The organism is Geitlerinema sp. CS-897 (assembly GCF_028368005.1).
In the GTDB taxonomy this organism is placed as follows: domain Bacteria; phylum Cyanobacteriota; class Cyanobacteriia; order Cyanobacteriales; family Geitlerinemataceae; genus Baaleninema; species Baaleninema simplex.
This window is the reverse complement of sequence record NZ_JAQNCQ010000304.1, coordinates 1-23,025: the sequence shown is the minus strand read 5'-3', so window position 1 is coordinate 23,025 and position 23,025 is coordinate 1. Positions and strand designations below refer to the sequence as shown.

General features: G+C 54.0%; 17 protein-coding genes, 1 tRNA gene and 1 pseudogene. 16 read left to right on the top strand and 3 right to left on the bottom strand.

Annotation, left to right across the window (positions count from 1 at the left end):
- Positions 1 to 3 precede the first annotated feature (3 nt).
- The 3 genes from POG22_RS19235 (at position 4) to POG22_RS19225 (ending at position 4,242) form a co-directional block, all read left to right on the top strand.
- Complete coding sequence (locus POG22_RS19235; protein WP_498906833.1) at positions 4 to 1,245, top strand: glycosyltransferase family 4 protein; 1,242 nt, start codon at positions 4 to 6, stop codon at positions 1,243 to 1,245.
- Positions 1,246 to 1,505: 260 nt separating this feature from the next.
- Positions 1,506 to 2,969: an MBOAT family O-acyltransferase gene (locus POG22_RS19230; RefSeq protein WP_498906832.1), complete on the top strand. Its 1,464-nt coding sequence runs from the start codon at positions 1,506 to 1,508 to the stop codon at positions 2,967 to 2,969.
- Positions 2,970 to 3,015: 46 nt separating this feature from the next.
- Positions 3,016 to 4,242: a hypothetical protein gene (locus POG22_RS19225; protein ID WP_063718266.1), complete on the top strand. Its 1,227-nt coding sequence runs from the start codon at positions 3,016 to 3,018 to the stop codon at positions 4,240 to 4,242.
- A 32-nt stretch (positions 4,243 to 4,274) separates the two neighbouring features.
- Here the strand turns inward: POG22_RS19225 and POG22_RS19220 are convergent, their stop codons facing one another.
- Positions 4,275 to 5,378 (bottom strand): tRNA (guanine-N1)-methyltransferase, encoded by a 1,104-nt coding sequence (locus POG22_RS19220; RefSeq protein ID WP_498906831.1) that lies wholly within the window; start codon positions 5,376 to 5,378, stop codon positions 4,275 to 4,277.
- Positions 5,379 to 5,539: 161 nt separating this feature from the next.
- On the opposite strand from POG22_RS19220, the gene chlG reads away from it, so the two are divergent.
- From chlG to POG22_RS19180, 8 genes are all read left to right on the top strand, one after another.
- On the top strand, positions 5,540 to 6,556 hold the full coding sequence (chlG, locus tag POG22_RS19215) for a chlorophyll synthase ChlG (protein WP_017661464.1): 1,017 nt from the start codon (positions 5,540 to 5,542) through the stop codon (positions 6,554 to 6,556).
- A gap of 10 nt (positions 6,557 to 6,566) precedes the next feature.
- Positions 6,567 to 8,801 (top strand): transglycosylase domain-containing protein, encoded by a 2,235-nt coding sequence (locus POG22_RS19210; RefSeq protein ID WP_498906830.1) that lies wholly within the window; start codon positions 6,567 to 6,569, stop codon positions 8,799 to 8,801.
- A gap of 73 nt (positions 8,802 to 8,874) precedes the next feature.
- Positions 8,875 to 9,096: a photosystem II assembly protein Psb35 gene (psb35, locus tag POG22_RS19205; RefSeq protein WP_063718263.1), complete on the top strand. Its 222-nt coding sequence runs from the start codon at positions 8,875 to 8,877 to the stop codon at positions 9,094 to 9,096.
- Between the two features lie 123 nt (positions 9,097 to 9,219).
- Positions 9,220 to 9,789: a biotin transporter BioY gene (locus POG22_RS19200; protein ID WP_063718262.1), complete on the top strand. Its 570-nt coding sequence runs from the start codon at positions 9,220 to 9,222 to the stop codon at positions 9,787 to 9,789.
- Positions 9,790 to 9,856: 67 nt separating this feature from the next.
- On the top strand, positions 9,857 to 10,624 hold the full coding sequence (locus POG22_RS19195) for a YebC/PmpR family DNA-binding transcriptional regulator (RefSeq protein WP_498906829.1): 768 nt from the start codon (positions 9,857 to 9,859) through the stop codon (positions 10,622 to 10,624).
- A gap of 64 nt (positions 10,625 to 10,688) precedes the next feature.
- Positions 10,689 to 11,459: an imidazole glycerol phosphate synthase subunit HisF gene (gene hisF / locus POG22_RS19190; RefSeq protein WP_063718260.1), complete on the top strand. Its 771-nt coding sequence runs from the start codon at positions 10,689 to 10,691 to the stop codon at positions 11,457 to 11,459.
- A gap of 130 nt (positions 11,460 to 11,589) precedes the next feature.
- Complete coding sequence (locus POG22_RS19185) at positions 11,590 to 11,778, top strand: hypothetical protein (RefSeq protein WP_017661456.1); 189 nt, start codon at positions 11,590 to 11,592, stop codon at positions 11,776 to 11,778.
- A gap of 79 nt (positions 11,779 to 11,857) precedes the next feature.
- A tRNA-Ala gene (locus POG22_RS19180) sits at positions 11,858 to 11,930 on the top strand.
- Positions 11,931 to 12,043: 113 nt separating this feature from the next.
- On the opposite strand, the gene POG22_RS19175 is transcribed toward POG22_RS19180, so the two are convergent.
- Complete coding sequence (locus tag POG22_RS19175; protein ID WP_150128661.1) at positions 12,044 to 12,433, bottom strand: hypothetical protein; 390 nt, start codon at positions 12,431 to 12,433, stop codon at positions 12,044 to 12,046.
- Positions 12,434 to 12,716: 283 nt separating this feature from the next.
- Between POG22_RS19175 and POG22_RS19170 the strand changes: the two genes are divergently transcribed.
- The 3 genes from POG22_RS19170 (at position 12,717) to glgP (ending at position 20,448) form a co-directional block, all read left to right on the top strand.
- Positions 12,717 to 15,794, top strand: a complete 3,078-nt coding sequence (locus tag POG22_RS19170; protein WP_498906828.1) for an ATP-binding protein — start codon at positions 12,717 to 12,719, stop codon at positions 15,792 to 15,794.
- The gene (locus tag POG22_RS19165; protein ID WP_498906827.1) at positions 15,784 to 17,631 is read left to right on the top strand and encodes a two-component system response regulator; all 1,848 of its coding nucleotides are present in this window, start codon (positions 15,784 to 15,786) and stop codon (positions 17,629 to 17,631) included. The genes POG22_RS19170 and POG22_RS19165 overlap by 11 nt, the downstream gene beginning before the upstream one ends.
- Before the next feature lie 240 nt (positions 17,632 to 17,871).
- Positions 17,872 to 20,448 (top strand): glycosyltransferase family protein, encoded by a 2,577-nt coding sequence (gene glgP / locus POG22_RS19160; protein ID WP_498906826.1) that lies wholly within the window; start codon positions 17,872 to 17,874, stop codon positions 20,446 to 20,448.
- 110 nt (positions 20,449 to 20,558) lie between these two features.
- Here the strand turns inward: glgP and glgA are convergent, their stop codons facing one another.
- The gene (gene glgA / locus POG22_RS19155; protein ID WP_498906825.1) at positions 20,559 to 22,004 is read right to left on the bottom strand and encodes a glycogen synthase GlgA; all 1,446 of its coding nucleotides are present in this window, start codon (positions 22,002 to 22,004) and stop codon (positions 20,559 to 20,561) included.
- A gap of 203 nt (positions 22,005 to 22,207) precedes the next feature.
- Here glgA and POG22_RS19150 point away from each other — a divergent pair, with 203 nt between their 5' ends.
- On the top strand, positions 22,208 to 22,720 hold the full coding sequence (locus tag POG22_RS19150; RefSeq protein ID WP_498906824.1) for a BON domain-containing protein: 513 nt from the start codon (positions 22,208 to 22,210) through the stop codon (positions 22,718 to 22,720).
- A gap of 75 nt (positions 22,721 to 22,795) precedes the next feature.
- Positions 22,796 to 23,025: pseudogene (locus POG22_RS19145) on the top strand (RNA-guided endonuclease TnpB family protein); the annotation flags it as partial.

Here is a 23,025-nt window from a genome sequence, read left to right as displayed (position 1 = left end):
ACTATGCGGCCGCTCCTTCTCAGTACATCAGACATCGGAGGTGGTGCTGCCCGTGCGGCCTACCGACTTCACCAGGGCTTACGCACGATCGGCGTTCCGTCGCAGATGCTCGTGCGGGCGAAATCCAGCGGCGATCGCAGCGTCGTCGCCGACAAAAGCCTGTTAACCAAACTCGGGCCGCCCTCGACAGGGCTACCGCTGCGAAAGTATCCCCAGCAAGAACGCCAACTCTTCTCTACCCAATGGTTCCCCGACAACATCGCCCGTCGGGTTAAGGAGTTCGACCCCGATCTCGTCAACTTGCACTGGGTTTGTAACGGCTTCGTGCGGATCGAAACGTTGTCCAACCTGAACAAACCCCTAGTGTGGACGTTACAGGATATGTGGCCGTTGACCGGCGGGTGTCACTATAGCGGACGCTGCGATCGCTACCAAGACAACTGCGGTCGCTGTCCCCAACTCAAGAGCGATCGAGACAACGATCTCTCTCGTCGCGTGTGGCAACGCAAACAGAACGCCTGGCGCGACGCGAACCTCACCATCGTTACGCCCAGTCGCTGGATGAGCGACTGCGTCAAAGCCAGTTCTCTATTTCGCAACCGACGCGTCGAAACGATTCCCTTTTGCCTCGACACTCAGGTTTATCGTCCCATCGATCGCAAAGTGGCGCGGGACTTGCTGCGACTCCCCCAAGACAAACAACTCGTTCTGTTCGGGGCGATCTCCGCCACCGCCGATCGCCGCAAAGGATTTCACTTGCTGATGCCCGCGTTACAGCAACTCAGCCAACACGGGTGGGGCGAACGGGTCGAGTTAGTGGTGTTCGGTGCCGAGGCTCCCGACGATCCCGTGGATTTAGGGTTTAACGCTCACTACCTGGGCAGCTTCAGCGACGACTTATCCCTCGCGGTGGTCTATTCCGCTGCTGACGTGATGGTGGTTCCCTCTATCTACGAATCTTTCGGGCAAACCGCCTCGGAAGCCCTGGCTTGTGGAACGCCCGTCGTCGCCTTCGACGCCACGGGGCCGAAAGATATCGTCGATTCCCACGAAAACGGCTATCTCGTCAAACCTTACGATATCGACGACCTCGCCCGAGGGATCGCGTGGGTACTCGAAGACGAGGAACGCCACGACAAACTGTGTTACCAAGCTCGGCAAAAGGCAGAAGTCGCCTTTCCCCTCGATCGACAAGCCCGTCTCTATCAATCTCTTTTCAATCAGTTAATTGCAGAGGCAAGGTGAACGGAGTGAAAAGGGAAAAGTTGTTATGAGGATAAGGGGGACAAGGGAGATAAGAGAAACCTGTGGAGTCGGTGCGTGACAAGTTGGCGGGTTGGGCAGCATATTTTTCGTGTCTTTAGGTCACGCACCCTTGTATGTTGGCGGTGTACATTGGCGGTGCGTGACAAAGCGATCGGTCTCAGGATTTATACCCGATTTTTCAAGTCACGCACCCTACAGTGAAATAAAACGTTATCAATTCTTGATGTTGCGAACTTATCATGCTGTTTAATTCCTACACGTTTATATTTGGGTTTCTGCCCGTTGCCCTCATCGGCTTTTTTGCCATTAACCGTTGGGGATACGCTCGGCTCGCCATTGGATGGCTGGTGGCGGCGTCGCTGTTCTTTTATGGATGGTGGAATCCACCCTATTTACTGCTGCTGCTGTTTTCGATCGCCTTTAACTACGCTGTCGGGCGGTTCTTAAGTCGCGATACCCTCACGGCTTCCGTTCGGAAATGGGGACTCGTCGGTGGGATTGCTGTAAACCTCGCGTTGATTGGCTATTTCAAATACGCTAACTTTTTCGCTTCCATTGCCAACGACCTGTTGGGAACGACGCTCGATTTCGGGGCGATCGTGTTGCCCCTGGCAATTTCGTTTTTTACCTTTCAACAAATCGCTTATCTCGTCGATGCCTATCGCGGCGAAACGAAAGAATATAGTTTTCTGAAGTATAGTTTGTTCGTCAGCTTTTTTCCTCAATTGATTGCCGGGCCGATCGTCCATCACGACGACGTAATTCCGCAGTTTTCTAAGGGAAAAATATTAAAGTTCGACAGCGACGATATGGCGATCGGATTGACGACTTTTTCCATCGGTTTATTTAAAAAAGTCGTGTTTGCCGATACTATCGCCACCTTTGCTAATCCTGTATTCGACGCGGCAGCGAACGGCGCACAAATCGGCTTCGCGCAAGGTTGGGTCGGTGCGTTAGCCTATACGTTACAACTGTATTTCGACTTTTCCGGTTATTCTGATATGGCGATCGGGGCAGCGCGATTGTTTGGAATTCGTCTGCCACTCAACTTTAATTCGCCCTACAAATCTGTCAGTATTGCTGATTTTTGGCGACGCTGGCACATGACGCTATCTCGGTTTTTGCGAGATTATCTCTACATTCCCCTCGGTGGAAATCGTAAAGGCGAAACGCGACGCTACGTTAACTTGATGGTGACGATGCTGTTAGGGGGATTGTGGCACGGTGCGGGTTGGACGTTTGTATTGTGGGGTGGATTGCACGGATTTTATTTAGTCGTCCATCGCTGGTGGGAGAAAAATACACCCTCCGTTCGATCTCGGTGGTATCGTCTCGGCGCACAGTCGGTTACGTTTGTGGCGATCGTCGTCGGTTGGGTGTTGTTTCGTGCGACGGATTTAGCGGCTGCAACGGCGGTATTGCAGGGAATGGTGGGACTCAACGGTTTCGATACGATCGCCTCGCGAGATGCGGTGGTGTGGATTGTCGCGCTCTTAGGTATCGCATTTTTCGCCCCCAACACGCAAGAATTCATTTCGGATACCCTTCCTGAGATTGAAGAGACTGCTGAAACGGCGTTGGTGAAAACCCGACGGTGGCAGTGGACGCACGAACCTCATTGGGCGTTATTTGGTGCGACGGCTTTAGTGATTGCCGCGTCGTTTATTTCCCAAGAAAATGAGTTTATTTACTTCCAGTTCTAAAGCGATCTCCAGTTTTTAGATAAACGCGTTTCCCTGTTGCAAACCCATGATGAAATCTTCACAAGCCTACGTTCGTAAATATTTAACCTTTGCGGCTACGGGATTTTTAGGATTGGCGTGCTTTAACTTTGTCGTCGATCCGCAACATTTATTTCGCGTCGTTAAAATTGAGCGATTCAATCAGGAAAAATACCAAGTTTCCGAACCCGTATTACGAACGGTGAAATCCCTCGATCTCGAACGGGGAAATTACGACACGCTGATTTTAGGAACTTCGCGCACTCACAACGGCATCGATCCGCTCCATCCAATATTTGAGGGATCGTCTGCGTACAACGCTGCTTTAGAAGGTTCGCATATTTACGAAATTCGCGAGGTTTTAAGGTTTGCGATCGCACACCAGTCCTTAAACACCGTAATCTTGGGATTGGATATGGGAAGTTTCAGCATCAATTGGACGCCCGGCGAAGATTTTAGCAAGTCTCGATTTGTCGATCGCAACGTCTATTTGACCTATCTCGATCGCCTGATTTCTCGTCACACAACGATCGACTCTTTGAAAACCATCGCTAAAAACGCGATCGACTACGAACAGGATATCATCGAAACCGATCGCGGTTTCAAACAACGTCAACCCAAATCTATTAACGCCCGCAAGCTGTTTCGCGAAGAACTCAACTATTCTCTGGCTGGCGTCGAAGAAACGAATGTTAGCATTCCAGCATTTTCTGAAGACACCCTCGACGTTTTACGAGATATTATCGCCGACTGTCGGGAACATAACATCGAACTCAAGGTGTTTATCTCCCCCGTTCACGCGCGACAACTGGAAAAAATGCGAGAATTGGGACGCTATAAAGACTTCGAGAATTGGAAACGGGAACTCGTCGCGATAGTTGAAGAAGATGCTCGCCGCCACTCCCAAAACTCGAGAATTCCCCTGTGGGATTTTAGCGGCTATAACAGCATTACCACCGAAGCCGTTCCCCCCGAAAACAGTTCCGAACAAATGCGTTGGTATCTCGAAGCTTCACACTATAAAAAGGAACTCGGCGATGTGATTCTCGAGGCGATCGCGGACGATTCCCCGCGTTCCGATCGCCTTCCGGCGGATTTCGGCGTTTTACTCACGGGAGACAGTCTCGAAAGCCATTTAGCCTCGGTTCGTACCGCAGGCGATCGCTACCGACAAGCTTACCCCCACGAAGTCGCTGAAGTGGCCCGAGCCGTTCGCGACGCACTCGGTTATACCGTCAGCCGTCAACAGCCATGATGTCGAAGTCCGGTCGATCTTGCATCTCCGCGTCACGCACCACCCCCCATCACCGAAACGCAAGTTTCAAGACTCGCCTCGGTTTTAATCGCCTGAGACTCTAAATGTGTCCGTCCCGTTCGATAGCCGCACTGTCGCAACCGCTGAATTAACTCGTCTCTCGGGGGAATGTCGCCGTTAAATCGCTTCCCGAGAATCCCTAACTTATAAAAATACGGCGGTAACTCCGCTTCTTCTTCCATAATTTCCAACAGCTTCACCCGCTTCGTCCATTCCCAAGACTGCGCGATCGATCTCATGCGTTGCAAATATACTCGATCGTGCAACGCCCCCAACCACATCGGGCCGCTGACGACCCAAGGCGTCCCATCCTGGGGACAAGGGGAAACGCGCCCGAAATCGTTCCAAGACAAAGTACGATATTCGCCGCAACCGTGACAGTAACCCAAAAACCCGTAATTCTGCGAGTTCAAACGCTGGCGTTTCACCAGGCGCAACATCACCCGATACACGGAACCAGAAAACAGCGAAAATACAGGTTCGACCCCCAACCCTTTCGTCGCCGCTTGCTGCTGGGCTGCACCGATAATCAGCCGTAAACCTTGTTCGTGGGCGCTGGGGTGGGCGCGAGTTCGGGCGGCGTACACTCGCAAACTTTGGTCTCCCGCATGACCCGTCACCGTGCGTCCGTCGGTACTGGTTAGATAGACCAATCCCCCCAGGCGCGTCGCCCAAAGGCTGGTGTTGAGAAAAGGAACGGGAGAACCGAAACTATCGACATCGACGAGATCGTAATAGTCCCGACGGGCGTAACAGTCGAAAAAGACGCGGTTGGCGTCGCTGTGGGTGAGTTGAACTCGTCCGGCGTCGAATAGCGGTTTGAGGTTGTGGCGCAATACGGCTTTGATGTCGGGGTTTCCTTCGTTGGCCCAAATCCAATCGGCTTCGGCTTCTAAGTAGTAGCGCAGCGATCGCACCCCACATCCGGCCATACTATCGAGAACGCGCAACGACCCGCGATCGCTCTTTTCCAACCGCGCCGCCAACACCGCTAAATCTCGCCCCACTTGACTCGTTTGGCGGTAAAAGGCCTCGCCGATCTCGAATCTGGCTTTTCCTTCTCGATGTTGGCTCAAGGGATATTTTTTTGAATAAATACAATCCTTTATTATAACCCATATTTTTATACTTGGCAAAAATCCCCTAGATTTGTTTAAACTCGAGGGGCGATCGCCTGCATAATGTATTGAAACAATGCTTGCAACCTTAACAACATTCACGATCGCAAACAGTTCGTATGTCTAACCCACCCACGCCACAGTCACCGACCGAAAACGCGCCCGAGAACGCGCCCCAACCGGAAGCACGAGGCGCGAAAGCCCGTCAGCTTTTGGGGATGAAAGGCGCAGAAGCAGGAGAACAGAACATCTGGAAAATTCGCCTGCAACTGATGAAGCCCATCACCTGGATTCCCCTCATTTGGGGGGTTGTCTGCGGTGCGGCGTCCTCGGGATCGTACACCTGGACGCTCGAAAACGTTCTCATGGCGGCGGCTTGTATGCTGCTGTCCGGGCCGTTGATGACGGGCTACACCCAAACCCTCAACGACTTCTACGATCGCGAAATCGACGCCATCAACGAACCCTATCGCCCCATTCCCTCCGGTGCGATTTCCGTTCCCCAGGTGGTGACGCAAATCCTGGTGTTACTCGTCGCAGGATTCGCCCTCGCCTACGGCCTCGATGTCTGGGCAGAAAACGAATTTCCCACCATTACCACCGTCGCCGTTGTCGGGGCGTTTTTAGCCTATATTTACTCCGCGCCGCCACTGAAACTCAAACAAAACGGCTGGTTGGGGAACTACGCCCTCGGTGCCAGTTACATCACCTTACCCTGGTGTGCCGGTCATGCCCTGTTTGGCGAACTCAACATCACCATCGTCGTGTTGACCATGTTCTACAGCCTAGCGGGATTGGGCATTGCCATCGTCAACGACTTTAAAAGCGTCGAAGGCGATCGCCAACTGGGGCTGAAATCCCTGCCCGTGATGTTCGGAATCATGCCCGCCGCCTGGATTTGCGTCCTGTCGATCGACATTTTCCAAACCGGAATCGCAGCGTATCTCGTCAGCATTCACCAAAACGCCTACGCCGTTCTATTAATGCTGCTGGTGATTCCTCAAATTACATTCCAAGATATGTATTTCATGCGAAATCCCCTTGAAAACGACGTAAAATACCAAGCCAGCGCCCAACCCTTCCTCGTCTTGGGAATGTTGGTGACGGGACTCGCCATCGGACACGCCGGACTCTAACGAAAATCTCATGCTCGAGAAAACGTTCCCCTCTCCTCCCCCGCCTTCGTCTCGTTCCAAAATCGGATGGTGGATTTTCGGCGCGATCGCGCTGAGTCTCGTGGGGGTTGCAGGGGGAACGGTATATTGGGGACAGCAAAAACTCGAAGCGATCGATCGCAGTCTCCAAGGACTCGATCCCGACGCCGTTTCCACCTTTGCCCGTCGCGGTACGATGACGATTCTCGCCGACGACGGGTCGATTTTGCAGCAAACCGGCCCCATCACCCACGACGAACTACAAATCGAAGACGCCCCGAAACGCTTAATTCAAGCGATTCTCGCCGCAGAAGACCGCCGATTTTACGAACACGACGGCATCGATTATAAAGCGATCGCCCGCGCCGCTAGAGCCAACTTACGGGCGCGAGACTGGGTTGAAGGGGGCAGTACCATCACCCAACAACTGGCGCGGATGGTCTTTCTCACCCAAGAGATTACGCTCGATCGCAAACTCCGAGAAGCACGACTGGCGCAGCGCATCGAAGAACGCTTTACCAAAGCCGAAATTCTCGAAAAATACCTCAACCTCGTCTATCTCGGGGCGGGGGCTTACGGTGTCGCCGATGCCGCTTGGGTGTATTTCGCCAAATCCGTTAACGAACTGACGCTTTCCGAAATTGCCCTAATTGCCGGACTTCCCGCCGCACCCAGCGATTTTTCTCCCCTCAACTCCCCTCAACTGGCCCGACAGCGACGGGACGAAGTATTAGCAGACATGGCAGAAGCTGGATATATCAGCGCAGCGCAAGCGAGATCGGCCACGCGCGAACCCCTGGTTCTCGATCCCCGTCTGCCAAAGCGGTTACAACTGCGGATGCCCTATTTTACGACGTTTGTAAGGCAGGAACTCCCCAAATACCTGACGGACGAACAAATCGAAAAAGGAGGGTTAATCGTCGAAACGACCCTCGATCCCCAATGGCAGGAACTCGCCCAAACCGTCGTCAGAGACGCCGTGGCGACGAAGGGGGCAAGGGAGGGGTTTGGCGAAGCGGCGTTAGCGGCGATCGATCCTCGCAACGGCGAAATTAAAGCCTTAATCGGCGGAACGGATTTTGAAGTCAGTCAGTTTAACCGGGCTTCCCAAGCCTTGCGACAGCCAGGATCGACGTTTAAAGGCATTATTTACACCGCCGCGATCGCGGCGGGATTTTCCCCTTACGATGTTTACAAAGATACGCCGTTCGTCATCGACGGCTACCAACCCAAGAACTTCGGCGGCGGTTATTCCGGGGCGATGCCACTACACGACGCCCTAGCGCAGTCGGTTAACGTCATTGCTGTAAAATTGCTGGCTGACGTGGGATTCGAACCGACGCTGAAAGTCGCCAAAGCGATGGGCATCGAATCGAAGTTAGGAGAAGTCTATCCTTTAGCGTTGGGAGCGTTCGAGGTGACGTTACTCGAAATGACGAACGCTTACGGAACCCTCGCCAACCAAGGCAAACACTATCCGGCAACGGGAATTCGCCGCATCGTCAATACCGAAGGCGAGGTGTTGTACGACGCCAAAACCCAAGCCAAACCGAACCAAGCCGTCGATCCCGACAGTGCCGCCATCGTCACTTGGATGTTACAGCAAGTGGTGAGTTCGGGTACCGGACGACCGGCCAAATTGAGCGATCGCCCCGTAGCCGGAAAAACCGGAACCTCCGACGCCGCGCGGGATTTGTGGTTTATCGGCTATATTCCCCAGTTGGCGGTGGGGGTGTGGCTGGGGAACGACAACAATGCCCCCACCTTTGGCAGCAGCAGCACCGCCGCCGCCGTTTGGCACGAGTTCGTCTCGCAAATCGCCTCTCAGTTTCCCGTCGAAGCCTTTCCCGAATTGCCCAACTTGCAAACGCGGGCGATCGAATTAGAGGCAAAACCCGACGAACGCAACGGCGATCGCGACGCCTCTCAAACCTCTTCCGACGAGGGCGGTTGGTTAAATCCGGGGACGCCGGGGGAAGCCGGGGACAGCGTTCGGGTCAAAACCCCCGATCCGTCCTTAGAATACGGGACGCCAGAATATTTCGAGCGTCATTACGATTTATCGAAACCGGAATTCAACGAACCCACGAAACCCGAACCGTTCCGAAACACACCGCCGACGCCCACGATTCCCCCAGAAAAACTGATTTCTCCGTCGGAGTCCGAACCGCCACCCGAGGCGATAGATGGAGAGGCGATCGCTCCTCAGCGCGATCCCGACCGTTAAATCAAAGCACAAAACTTGATAAAATATGCAAGTTTAACATCCATGCGAACAAATCGGTGAATTTGAGGGATTTATGTTAGAAAACCTATTGATGGAAGCGGCCGTAAAATCCGAATCGGGCTTTCCTTTGGCATTTACATTAGTGTATGTTGCCGGATTCATCGCGGCTGTCGTGGGCGGCTCGATCGCCTGGTATAACTCCAAACGTCCTGCGGGTTGGGAAGGGTCAGAACGGCCGAATATCGTTCCGAAAATTAACACCGATGCGTCTGACGATAGCGACAAAGACGCTTAATTCCCCAACTGAGAACGTCAAGTTAAAGAACAACGTTCTCGAAGACGAACCGTTCGAGACCCATATCCACTGGTACAATATCGGGCGGTTCGCCATTTCAAACAGGTTTCGAGGGCGCGACTCTTGAGCAAACCCATCGAACTACTTTGGGCGTTTATCGGGTTGTTCCTTACCATTCTCGGTACGATGGTCGAGGCTTCCGTTGCCAACCCGTTGGGAAGTTTGACCCAAGAAACGACTCAAACGGTTTCTCTGGGCGTGACGTATCAAATCGGTGCCGTGTTGCTAGTCGGCTGTCTCGGCGGTAAAAACGCTGGGGCGCTTTCGCAAATTGCCTACGTCACCCTGGGATTGACCCCTTGGTTTCCGGTTTTCGCCCAAGGGGGCGGATTGGGGTATTTAAGCGAACCGTCTTTCGGCTATCTCCTCGGCTTTATTCCGGGGGCTTGGGTGTGCGGGTGGTTGGCATTTCAAAAACCCTGTCGCGTGGAGTTTTTGGGAATCAGTTGTTTGGCGGGGTTGGCTACGGTGCATCTCGCGGGGTTGTTGTATGCAGCCCTGTTGCAGCCGTCGTTTTCCCAATGGTGGGCGTCGGCGAACCTGTATTCTTGGCAACCGTTACCGGGACAGTTCGCCATCGCCTGCGCGGTCACGGTGTTGTCGTACCTGTTTCGATTGTTGCTATTTTATTAACGTTTTACTGAAAAGTGAGAGAGGCCGATCGATCTCCTGAGACGATCGATCGCGCGATCGAGAGGTTATGGCTGGACATAGTAAGTGGGCAAACATCAAACGCCACAAAGCCCGTGTCGATGCGGCAAAAAGTAAAATATTCACGCAGATTTCTCGGGAAATTATCGTCGCGGCCCGTAGCGGCTTGCCCGATCCCGAGGCAAATTTCCAATTGCGAAACGCCGTAGCCAAGGCGAAAGCGGCGGGAATTCCCAACGACAACATCGAACGGGCGATCGCCAAAGGATCGGGAACCTTCGGTGACGGTGACGCCCTCGAAGCCATTCGCTATGAAGGCTACGGACCCGGCGGCGTGGCGGTTCTTATCGAGGCCCTGACGGACAACCGCAACCGCACGGCGGCGGACGTGCGCGTGGCGTTCAGTAAAAACGGTGGAAACCTCGGGGAAACCGGCTGTGTCAGTTGGATGTTCGATCGCAAGGGGGTCGTTACCCTCTCGGGAGACATCGACGAAGACAAGCTGTTAGAAGTCTCGCTAGAAGCCGAGGCGGATTCCTACGAACTCACGGAAATCGAGGAAGACACGCCAGGGGCGGAAGTCTATACTACCGTCGAAAATCTGGAACGGGCGAGCAATACCCTCGAAGTGGCGGGGTTTACGGTCGATCGCGCCGAACTCTGTTGGATTCCTAGCAATACTGTCGAAGTCACCGACGCAGATCGAGCGCGATCGCTGTTAAAAATGATGGACGCCCTCGAAGATCTCGACGACGTGCAGAACGTCACCTCGAATTTCGAGATGGCGGACGAGTTAATGTCGCTGAGTTTGGTTTAGGCTGGTTGAGCGTCGCGTCTCGGGGCGCGTCTGGCGCTGTTCCCAAATATCGAAATTTGAAAGTATGTTAGCGAAACGGATTTTACCTTGTTTGGACGTGAGTGCCGGACGGGTGGTTAAGGGGGTCAACTTCGTCGATTTACAGGACGCGGGGGACCCGGTAGAGTTGGCACAAGCTTATAACGACGCCGGGGCGGACGAATTGGTGTTTTTGGACATCACCGCCACCCACGAAGAACGAGATATCATCATCGATGTGGTTTACCGCACCGCCGAACGAGTTTTTATTCCCCTGACCGTCGGCGGCGGCATTCAATCCTTAGAAACCATTAAAAGTTTGTTACGGGCGGGGGCGGATAAAGTCAGTATTAATTCGTCGGCCGTACGCGACCCTGAGTTTATCAACCGTGCCAGCGATCGCTTTGGTAATCAGTGTATTGTGGTGGCGATCGATGCCAGACGCCGTAAAGACCTGACAAATCCGGGTTGGGACGTTTACGTACGCGGTGGTCGGGAAAATACCGGAATCGACGCCCTCGAGTGGGCTGAAGAAGTGGCAAAGCGGGGTGCGGGGGAACTGTTGGTCACGAGTATGGATGCCGACGGAACCCAAGCGGGGTACGATTTAGAACTGACGCGGGCGATCGCCGAACGGGTGGAAATTCCCGTCATTGCCTCGGGAGGGGCGGGAAACTGTCAGCATATTTACGAAGCTTTGTCGGAAGGGAAAGCAGAGGCGGCTTTATTAGCGTCGTTACTGCACTACGGTCAGTTGAGTGTGAACGAGATTAAGAAATACTTAGCCGATCGCGCGGTGACGGTGCGATCGACCTAAATTTTCGAGCGGCGCGATCGCTTGACATATCGGGGGTTGCGAGAGTTTTGACTTTCTCGCTTCACCCCCCACCTTCTCGAATCAATTGTGTTAAGATATGTCAAGTAAATGAGTCCCGCTCGGCAAATCGATGATCGTAATTCTGTTCGTCGTGGTGGCCTTGGTCGCCTGGTCGCTACATCTAATGCAAGAGGCGATCGAACATCGAGAATTTTCTTTGATGTTTGCGGGAACGCTCGTGGCTGCTGCCGCTGCTGCCATGATGACGGTATACTTCCTTATGAGTCACTACGTCGGCTACCTCAGCCAAATGGCGTGAAGATCGCCAGTCCGAAAAAAATTTCCGAAACCTCTTGACAAACCGTCGAGGCTTCGCGCATAATAGTAAATCGTCGGAAGGGGCTATAGCTCAGTTGGTAGAGCACCTCAATGGCATTGAGGGGGTCAGCGGTTCGAATCCGCTTAGCTCCATTAAGTCGCACTTGCGACTCAGAAATAAGAAAATCCCTCGAACGCCTAGCCTCGAGGGATTTCAACGTAGAGAGAGAGAGAAAGAAAAGAAGAGAGAAACCCCAAAAAAACGCTCAAACCGGACGTTCGGTCTCTCGCAGGCGATCGGCAAAATAGCTCAAAACAGCCGGACGCAGCCAAGCATTGCGCTCGATTTCCTCGAACGCCGACTTCAAACTCGACTGCCTTGCTGCAAGAGGTTTAACAGAGTCGCGATCGCCGAGTAACAAGCGGGCGACCTCGACAATATCCGAATACCGACAAGGACAGGTAAACGGCTGCGCTCTATAGGACTGTAACGCTAACCGAACGACCCAGCCACTCAGCCCTGGAACTTGCCAAACCCAATAACACCGCAACAACCGCCGAAGAACGTGACTGCGAGTATTGAGCAGTAATATCGCACCTTGTGCGATGGTTTCGGCACTGTCGCGAACCACAGACGAAGAAGTGGGAACGAACATCAGTTTTTTAGACTGAAAAACCGTTGTTGAGGCTTTCAGTATCCCAATACACCCTAGAAACACTCTCATTTTAGGAAGCGAGTGCGAGCGATCGCCTCAGTGAATTTCGCTAAATTTCAAACCAGTTTCAAGCGAAAGTTCCCGAGAAAATATCGATCCAACTCATAAAATTCACGAAAACTTTAAAAGACAACAGATTTTTAAAGAGATCGGGTTCCCAGAACTACCAGACAATAGAACCAAGATTTAACGCTCTGTTGTCGCCACCTCTGACTGACGTTCTATGTGGACCGCTCTCGAATCGCTCCTGTCGCCGACTCAATATATGCCGCACGGCCAGTGTTACCTCTGGCAAACGCCCCTCGTCTGGTTGCACGTCTTCAGCGACAGTCTCATCGCCCTGTCTTACTATTCCATTCCCGGCCTTCTCGTCTACTTCGTGCGTCAACGTCAAGACGTTCCCTTCCGCAGTGTATTTTGGCTGTTCGGCGCGTTCATCATCGCCTGCGGAACCGGCCACCTGCTCGAAGTCTGGACGCTGTGGCATCCCGCCTACTGGCTCTCTGGCAGCGTCAAAGCCGTTACCGGATTAGTGTCCCTCTACACCGCCCTCACCCTCATTCCCTTGCTTCCCCAAGCCCTTGCATTGCCGAGTCCCGAACGACTGCGAACCATCAACCAACAACTCGAGCGTGAAATCCAGCACCGCAAAGAGGCTGAAGCCGCCCTGCGCCAAGCCTACGATCGCCTCGAACAGCGAGTACGAGACGCCACCCAAGACTTGCGCGATCGCACCACCGAACTGCTCGAGACCAACACCCACCTCGAAACAGAAATCCTCCAGCGCCAAGACGCCGAAACTGCCCTGCGCCGGAGCGAAGAACGCTGGCAACTGGCCGTCCAAGGGAGCAACGAAGGCATTTGGGACTGGGACATACAAAGCGATCGCGTGTTTTTCTCCGCCGGATGGAAAAAACTGCTCGGCTACGAAGACGACGAAATCGCCGACGACCCGAGCGAATTTTGGACGCGCCTCCATCCCGACGACATCGCCACCGTCCGTAACGCGATCGCCACCCATCTCCAACAACAAACCGATTACACCGTCGAATTCCGAATGCAGTGCAAAGACGGACGGTACAAATGGATACTCACGCGAGGCCGCGCCTGTTGGGACGACACTGGACGTCCCGTCCGTATGACCGGCTCCCACATCGACATCAGCGATCGCAAACAGGCCGAGACGGCCTTACGAGAAAGCGCCGCTCGCGAACGAGCCATCGCCCGCATCATCACGCGCATGAGACAAACACTCGACCTCGAGAAGATCTTCAGCGCCACCACCGAAGAACTCCGAAACGCTCTCGAGTGCGATCGCGTTCTCGTCTACCGCTTTCTTCCCGACTGGAGCGGAACCTACGTGGCCGAATCCGTCACCCAGACGTACCCTCCCCTCATCGATACCGCCAACCTACATCCGAAACTGACTCGCGTTGCCGTCCAGCGTGTCGGCTGTGCGGCCAGTATCCTCGAAAGTGCCGACGACATCGTCCAAGACACCTATCTCCAAAAAACCCAAGGTAGCTTCTACCGCCAAGGCAAAACCTATCGCGCCGTCACCGACATCTATCACGCGGGATTCGACGATTGCTATATCGAACTCCTCGAACAGCTCGAGGCTCGGGCTTATATTATCGTGCCGATTTTTTGCGGAAAAACCCTCTGGGGACTGCTGGCCACCTACCAAAACGACAAACCGCGCCAGTGGACGGCCGCCAACATCAAAATCGTCGTGCAAATCGGCTCGCAACTCGGCGTCGCCGTACAACAAGCCGAACTACTGGCGCGAACCCAGCAGCAAGCCGTCGAACTCCAGCAGGCTAAGGAAACCGCCGAAGCCGCCAACCGGGCCAAAAGCGAATTTCTGGCCAACATGAGCCACGAACTGCGAACGCCCCTCAACGCGATTCTCGGCTTTACACAACTGTTGCAGCGACAGTTTTCGAGTGCGTCCGAGCAGGGACAACATCTCGAAACGATCGCCGGAAGCGGCGAACACCTGCTCGACTTGGTCAACGAAATTTTAGATATGTCTAAAATCGAAGCCGGGCGCGTCGAACTCGAAGAACGTAATTTCGACCTGTACCGACTCTGCGATCGCTTAGCCAATATGCTACACCTAAAAGCACAGAGTAAAAGACTGAGGCTTCACTTCGACATCGAAGAAACCGTTCCTCAATTTATCCGAGCCGACGATCGCAAACTCCAACAAGTGGCCGTCAACCTGTTAGGAAACGCCCTCAAATTCACCGAAACCGGGAGCGTCACCTTCGAGGTACGCCTGCGATCGCTCGATCCGATCGCCGCCTCCTGCGTGCTTCACTTTGCCGTTGAAGATACCGGCCCCGGCATCCGCGAGGACGAGCGAGCGTTGTTGTTCGAGCCGTTCGTCCAAACTAGCACGGGTCTCCAGACCACCGGCGGCACCGGTTTGGGACTGACCATCGGGCGGCGGTTCGTCCAATTAATGGGGGGAGAAATGCAGGTCGAAAGCCAGCTCGGGCGCGGATCTCGGTTTTTCTTCGACCTTCCCGTCAAACTGGCGCTCGCCAGCGATCTCGTCTCTGAGGGAGAGTTGCCCCACCGCCTGACCGTTCTCGCTCCGAACGAACCCGTCTATCGGATTCTGGTCGCTGAAGACGAACCCACCAATCGCCGCTTGTTAGTCCGACTGTTAAAAACCGTTGGCTTTGACGTGCGGGAAGCCGAAAACGGTCGAGCGGCCGTTGACTGCTGGCGAGAATGGAAACCCCATCTCATTTGGATGGATATGCGAATGCCAGTTCTCGACGGTTACGAAGCCACCCGTACCATCAAAAACGCATCCAACGGGTGCGAGACGGTCGCGATCGCGCTGACCGCCAGTGCCTTTGAAGACGAACGACAGGCCGTCCTCGACGCCGGATGCGATGACTTCGTGCGAAAACCCTATCGAGCGGCCGAAATTTTGGCGAAAATCCAGCAACATCTCGGCGTCCAGTACGCCGACGACTCCGGCGATCTCAGCGACGATCTCGTAAAGGAATCGTTGTCTGAAACCGACGAGCGGGACTCGATCGAATTCCAAGGAGATCGGACAATAGAGTGCGATCGCCTCCCTACCGAATGGTTCGAGCGTTTGCACGACGCCGCTCTTCAAGGGAGTGACGATAGCGTTTTCGAGTTAGCGGCCGAACTCCCCGAAACCGAAGCCTCTCTCGCTCGAACGTTAAGCGATTGGGCGCGAAACTTCCGCTTCGATCGCATCCTGAATTTTATCGATCTCACGACACGCGACACGAACGACATCCATGACTGCTGACGATCGCCACACCTACGAGATTCTCATCGTAGACGACACCCCCGACAACCTACGCCTGCTTTCGAGTATGTTATCGAAACAGGGGTATCGCGTTCGCAAAGCCCTCAACGGCAAGCTGGCACTGGCTTCAGCCCAAACCGCTCCCCCCGACCTCATTTTGCTCGATATCATGATGCCGGATCTCGACGGTTACGCCCTGTGCAAAACGCTCAAAGCCGACGAGCGAACCCGAGACGTTCCGGCCATTTTTCTCAGCGCCCTCAACGATCCTTTCGATAAAGTCAAAGCGTTTTCGCTCGGGGCTGCCGACTATATTACTAAACCGTTCCAACTCGAAGAAGTCCTGGTGCGCGTGCAGAACCAACTCAAGCTCAAAGCCACCGAACGAGAAATCCGACAACTCAACGCCGACTTAGAACAGCGCGTGCGCGAACGAACCGCACAGCTCGAACAGCACGCTCGTCTCCTCGAAACGACCAACCGAAAACTCCTCGAAGAAATTCACGCCCGCAAGCAGACTCAAGACCGTCTGGCACACATGGCGTTTTACGATAACCTCACCGATTTACCCAATCGCGTTCAGTTGAACCAACATCTCTGTGAGACGATCGCCGCCTTGCCAAACGATAACGATCGAGGTGCGGCCGTGCTGTTCGTCGATTGCGATCGCTTCAAAATCGTCAACGACTCTCTCGGACACACCATCGGCGACGAACTCCTCAAAGCCATCGCCGCCAAACTTCGCGCCACCTTACCGTCCGATTGCTTTTTAGCCCGTTGGGGGGGCGACGAGTTTATCGTTTCCTTCACGGCTTCAAATGTTTCGACGCGTGCGACGGTCGTGGCGCAACGCATCCTCGACGCTCTCACCGAGCCGTTTGACTTGTCCCACCATTCGATTTTTATCAACACCAGCATCGGTATCGCCTGGACGCAAGCGGCCAGTTGCCCCCCCGAAGAACTGTTACGCAATGCCGATGCAGCCATGTACCGTGCTAAATTCCTCGGTGGCTGTCGCTATCATCAGTTCGACCCGACACTACACGCCTCGGCCGTGCAACGCTTGCAACTCGAAAACGACTTGCGCCGAGCCTGCAACGCCCGCGAGTTCTCCTTGCACTACCAGCCGATCGTAAACTTGCAAACTGGCGAGCTATCTGCCTTTGAAGCCTTGCTGCGTTGGGTTCATCCCCAACGAGGTAACGTTTCGCCAGTCGAATTCGTGCCGTTGGCAGAAGAAACCGGCCAGATCGAAGCGATCGGAGCGTGGGTTCTCGAAGAAGCTTGCGGCCAACTCCGTCGCTGGCAGCAAGCGGGGGTGTTGTCCCGATCGGTGTCGGTGAGCGTCAACCTTTCGATGCGCCAGTTCGTGCGCCCGGACTTTCTCGACAGTCTCGACGACATTTTGACGCGATCGGGTCTCGACCCGAAATGTTTGAAGCTCGAAATCACCGAAACCGCTCTGATGGAGAATTCTCAGCGCACGCTGTCCGTTCTCCAACACCTCAAACAGCGTCAGATTCAAGTGAGCATCGACGACTTCGGAACGGGATATTCTTCGTTGAGCTATCTCCACCGTTTCCCCGTCGACATCCTCAAAATCGATAAATCCTTCGTGCAGAATACCGAGGTCAACCCCGAGCAGTTCGGGTTAGTTCCGGCGATTTTAGCCCTCGCACGGGCGACGAACCTCAAAGTCATCGCCGAAGGGGTCGAAACAGCCCAACAGCGCGATCGCTTAGCTCGTCTCGGTTGCGATTTCGCTCAGGGCTATTTTTTCGCCAAACCTCTTCCCCCCGAGGCGATCGTGCAACTTCAAGGATCTCGGTATCTTTGAGGTGAGGAGCAAGTTTCAGGGAAGAGGGGAGAAAGGGAGAGGGGGAGAAAGGGAGAGGGGGAGAAGGGGAGAGGGGGAGAAACTGTTATCTGTTAACTGTCTTCACTGGCGACTGGTAACTGGTGACTGTTTTCTGAGAAGGGTTCGGTTGCAAACAAAAAGCTTGTGTTAAAAAGCCGCCTTCTCTTCAAAGCATGACGCAACAATGAGAGCAGTTGCGATCGCTCTTTGGAAATTCCTATGCAACCGATCTATAAATTTAACGTTTCGCCGTCTCTTCCCGATACACTCGAACCCTTACGCAAACTGGCGTATAACCTTCATTGGGACTGGAATACCGACACGAAAGATCTCTTCCAACGGCTCGATCGCGACCTGTGGGAATCGAGCCGTCACAACCCCGTTTTGATGCTGGGGACGATTTCTCAACAGCGACTGCAAGAGGTGGCCGAGGACGAAGGGTTCCTCGCCCACATGAACCGCGCCGCCCTGCAACTCGACGACTACCTCACCAACCGCCCTTGGTATCGCCAACAACGAGGCAAGGAGCGGGAGAAGCAAGGTAGCGATTCTGAATACTACGCCTATTTCTCAGCAGAGTTCGGACTCTGTCGCGCCCTTCCCATTTACTCGGGAGGTTTGGGCGTCTTGGCGGGCGACCACCTCAAATCTGCCAGCGACCTCGGTTTGCCTCTGGTGGGGGTCGGTCTGCTCTATCAAGAAGGCTACTTCGCTCAATACCTCAACGCCGACGGGTGGCAACAAGAACGCTATCCGATCAACGACTTTTATAACTTACCGCTACATCCGATCCGCAATCCCGATGGCAGCGAACTGAGGATTTCAGTCGATTATCCCGGTCGGACGGTGTACGCCCGCGCCTGGAGAGTTCAAGTGGGAACGGTATCGCTTTATATGCTCGATACCAACATCGAACCCAACAGTCAATACGACCAAGACATCACCGACCAACTCTACGGTGGCGATAAAGACCTCCGCATCCATCAAGAAATTATGCTCGGCATTGGAGGGGTCAAACTTCTCAAAGCCTTGGGGTTGAACGTGACCGCCTATCACATGAACGAAGGCCACTCGGCGTTTATGGCGCTCGAACGGATGCGAATGTTGATGCAAGAGGAGGGGCTGAGTTTTGAAGCGGCCGAACAGGTGGTGGTTTCGAGTAGTATGTTCACCACTCACACGCCCGTCCCCGCTGGTTTCGACTTGTTCCCCGCCGAGATGGTGATGCACTATTTGGGACACTACGCCGAGATTTTCGGGCTGTCGCGGGAAGAGTTTCTCGCCCTCGGACGGGAAAATACGGGAGATTTTTCGGCACCGTTCAACATGGCAATTTTCGCGATTCGGATGTCGGGATTTATCAACAGCGTCGCCAAGCTACACGGTAAGGTGTCTCGGGCGATGTTCCAGCATCTTTGGAATGCGTTACCGACTGAAGAAGTCCCCGTGACCTCGATTACGAACGGCGTCCACGCGCGATCGTGCGTGGCGAAGGAAACGCAGGAACTCTACGATCGCTATCTCGGTCCGGAATGGTCGACGAGCGGGGCGAATAAGGAACGACTCTGGCAGCGGGTGCTGTCGATTCCCGATGAGGAACTCTGGCGCAACCACGAACGACGTCGGGCGGAATTAGTCGTGTTCGCGCGGGATTGGTTGGTGAAATGTCTCGAAGAACGGGGTGCGTCTCTTAAGGAAATCGAACAGGCCAAAGACGTTCTCGATCCGGGGGTGTTGACGATCGGGTTCGCTCGCCGCTTTGCGACGTACAAGCGGGCGACGCTGTTTTTGCGAGATCTCGATCGCCTCAAACGCATGATGAACCATGCCGATCGCCGGGTGCAGTTCGTCATTGCGGGGAAAGCTCACCCGAAGGATATGCCGGGAAAAGAACTGATCCGCGATATCGTTCACACGGCTCGCGATGAGGGGATGCACGATTGGTTAGTGTTCTTGCCGAACTACGATATTGAAATGTCGCGGTTGATGGTGGCCGGATGCGATGTCTGGTTGAACACGCCGCGCCGTCCTCGGGAAGCTTCGGGTACTAGCGGCATGAAGGCGGCGATGAACGGGTTGCCCAATCTCAGCGTTCTCGATGGTTGGTGGGACGAGGCCGATTACGCTCGCACGGGTTGGGCGATCGGTCACGGGGAAATGTACGACGATCCCAACTATCAAGACGAAGTCGAAGCCAACGATCTCTACGATCTCCTCGAAAAAGAAGTGATTCCGCTGTTTTACGATCGCGACGCCGACGAGATCCCCCACGGTTGGGTGACGAAAATGAAGGATGCGGTTCGCCTCAACTGTCCGACGTTCAATACGGCGCGAATGGTGAAGGATTACGCACGGCGCGCTTATTTCGTGTTGAGCGATCGCTATGTGGCGATGACGGAAGATCGCTGTCAACCAGCCAAGGAACTGGCGCAGTGGAAACACCGCGTCGAACGGGATTGGTACGAGATGAAGATCGATTCGGTCGAGATTTCCGATTCGACAGACGTACAGGTCAACCAACCGATTTTCGTGAAAGCTTGGCTCGATTTGGCTGCGTTACAACCTGAAGACGTGACGGTGGAGCTGTATCGCGGGGAAGTCGACGATCGCGGCAATATTATTAACGGAACGCCGGTAGCGATGGAATATTGCGGGAAAGAGGGCGATCGTAGTCTCTATCGGGCTGAAATTGCCTACAACGTCAGCGGTTTACAAGGGCTGTCGTTACGGGTGCTGCCCGACCATCCGGGGTTGAGCAATCCTCACGAAATGGGCTTGATTTTGTGGGCGCAATAGTTGCGCTGTCAAGTTCGGTCTCCGAATGCAGAAAAACCCCGAAATCTTTAAGATGCCGGGGTTTTTCTATGGCGAGTGACGAACCGAGCGCTCGCCCGTTCTGTCTGACGTTACGAGTTAGCGACGGCGGTTTCTTCGGACGTTTGAGCTTGCTCCTTTCGCACGTCCTCTTCTGTACGCGGGGGCAGTCCGTAAATGCTGCGATAGAGGTTATCGTAGGCTAACGCCGACTTGTCCCAACTGAAGTCTTGACGCATTCCCCGTTGTTGGAGCGTTTGCCAGCGATCTTTGTAGCGGAAGCTTTCCCACGCCCGAACTAGCGAGGTGTACAGGTCGAGGGGTTCGTAGCGATCGAAACAGAACCCGGTTCCCTGTTCGCCCATCGGATCGTGGTGGGAGACGGTATCGACCAATCCTCCGGTACGGCGGACGATGGGAACGCAACCGTAGCGCATCGCCAGCATTTGACTGATACCGCACGGCTCGAAGCGACTCGGCATCATGAAGGCATCGCTTCCGGCATAGATGCGACGGGCGAGACTGTCGTTATAGAGTAAGTAACTGGCCATGCGCCCTGGATAGCGGGTGCTGAGTTGCCACATTTGCGTCTCGTAATACCGTTCGCCGGTTCCCAACAACACGAACTGACAATCGGTATACGCCATGAAGCGATCGAGAATTTGCAGTAGTAAGTCGATGCCTTTTTGTTCGACGAGCCGCGTCACCATACCGATGAGGAACGTTTCGGCATTGACTTCTAAGCCGAGTTCTTCTTGCAGGGCGACTTTGTTCGGTTTGCGATCTTCGATGGTGTCGGCGGTGAAGTTCTGCACCAAGTGGGGATCGGTTTCGGGATCGTAGCTTTCGGTGTCGATGCCGTTGAGAATGCCGCTGAGTTTGCCGCTGATGAAGGAGAGCAATCCTTCGATTTTCTCGCCGTATTCTACGGTTTGGATTTGCTGGGCGTAGGTGGGGGAAACGGTGTTGACGCGATCGGCGAACTGCACGGCTGCCGCCATCGTGTTGTGACCCTGCATATACCACGGACACCAGGTAATGCGATCGAGATACCAACGCCAAGGTCCTTGATAGGCCAAGTTATGAATGGTGAACACGCTGGTAATGTCCGGTGACTGTCTCATCCACACGGGAATCATGCCGGTATGCCAGTCGTGACAGTGAACGATGTCCGGTTTCCAGTAGTTCCAGCAAAATTCCGCCGCACCGTTGGCGAACAGGGTGAACCGCCAGTCTTCGTCGTCGCCGTAATACACGCGGCGCGGCACGAACGAGGGATGTCCGAACAGGTAGAGGGGAACGTCACTCTTGGGAAGCGTGGTTTCGTAAACGGCGAAGGATTGGAACATGGCGTATCCCCACCAAATCGGCTCTTGAGGAATTTCTATTTTGTCGGGCAAAAAGCCGTAGTAGGGCATAAACACGCGGACGTCGTGTCCCAATTTGCGTAGGTATTTGGGCAGTGCGCCCACAACGTCACCCATCCCGCCGACTTTTGCCAGTGGTGCTGCTTCTGCCGCGACAAATAGAATTCGCATTCTTGACCTCTTCGCTGACGTTACCAGTAGCGTTTAATCTGTTTGCTTGCAACAGTAACAGATTTTTCCCCAAACGATACATTTCTTTGCAATTTCCCTCGATCGCCGAATCTATCTCAATCGAACGAGGAAACAGTCTTTCTTTTGGTAGACGTGCGGGTGTAGGGCTTTTTTTACAGTTGGGGTGTGGGGTCTGTAGACAGATGCGGTCGTTAAGTCAGCCCTTGCGATCGCATCTCCCCGATCGACGCCACCGATCGCGAAATCGAAGCGGCGATCGAAGATGCGTCATCGTACGATCCGCGCTCGAGATCGGCGTTGAAGTCGATAACGGCGTCGCCGTCCTCGCAGGAACGGTGGACAACTTAAAAGCGAAGCTGGCCGCCGCTCAAGATGCCAGTAATACGATGGGCGTCTGGCAGGTGGAAAACAACATCGACGTCGAGCCTGAAACTCGTCCGTCCGATGCTGAAATTTCTCAAAATATCGAAGCGTCGTTACGTCGAGATCCCTATCTCGAGGTTGGCGAAATCGATGTTTCAGTCAACGACGGTATCGTCACCCTCAACGGCCTGGTCGATTCGTATTTCGAGAAGTGGGAAGCTGGCGATTTGGCAGCACTGTCGAAGGGAGTCGTTGCGGTCGTTAACGAGATTGAGGTCGATTACGAACTGCTCAGTTACGATACCTATTTTTACCAAAAAAAGTGGGTTTAAAGCCCCGTCCTTCTAGGACGGTTAACTTATGTTAAAAATAAGGTTATCCAAAATAAAGTCCGGTAAAATAAAACCATGATAGTAAGAGAAGCCAAGTTGTTGAATGGGTCTAAGGCACAATATAAAGCCTTAGATGAAGCCATAAGAACTGCTCAGTTTATCATAAACAAAGCAGTAAGGTTATGGCGAGATGAGTCTAAAGTAGATAAGGCTCGTCTCTCTCTGCTATGCAAAGAATTGGCGCGTGAGTTTCCTTTTGCCAAAAAGTTGAACTCAATGGCACGTCAGGCATCATCAGAGAGAGC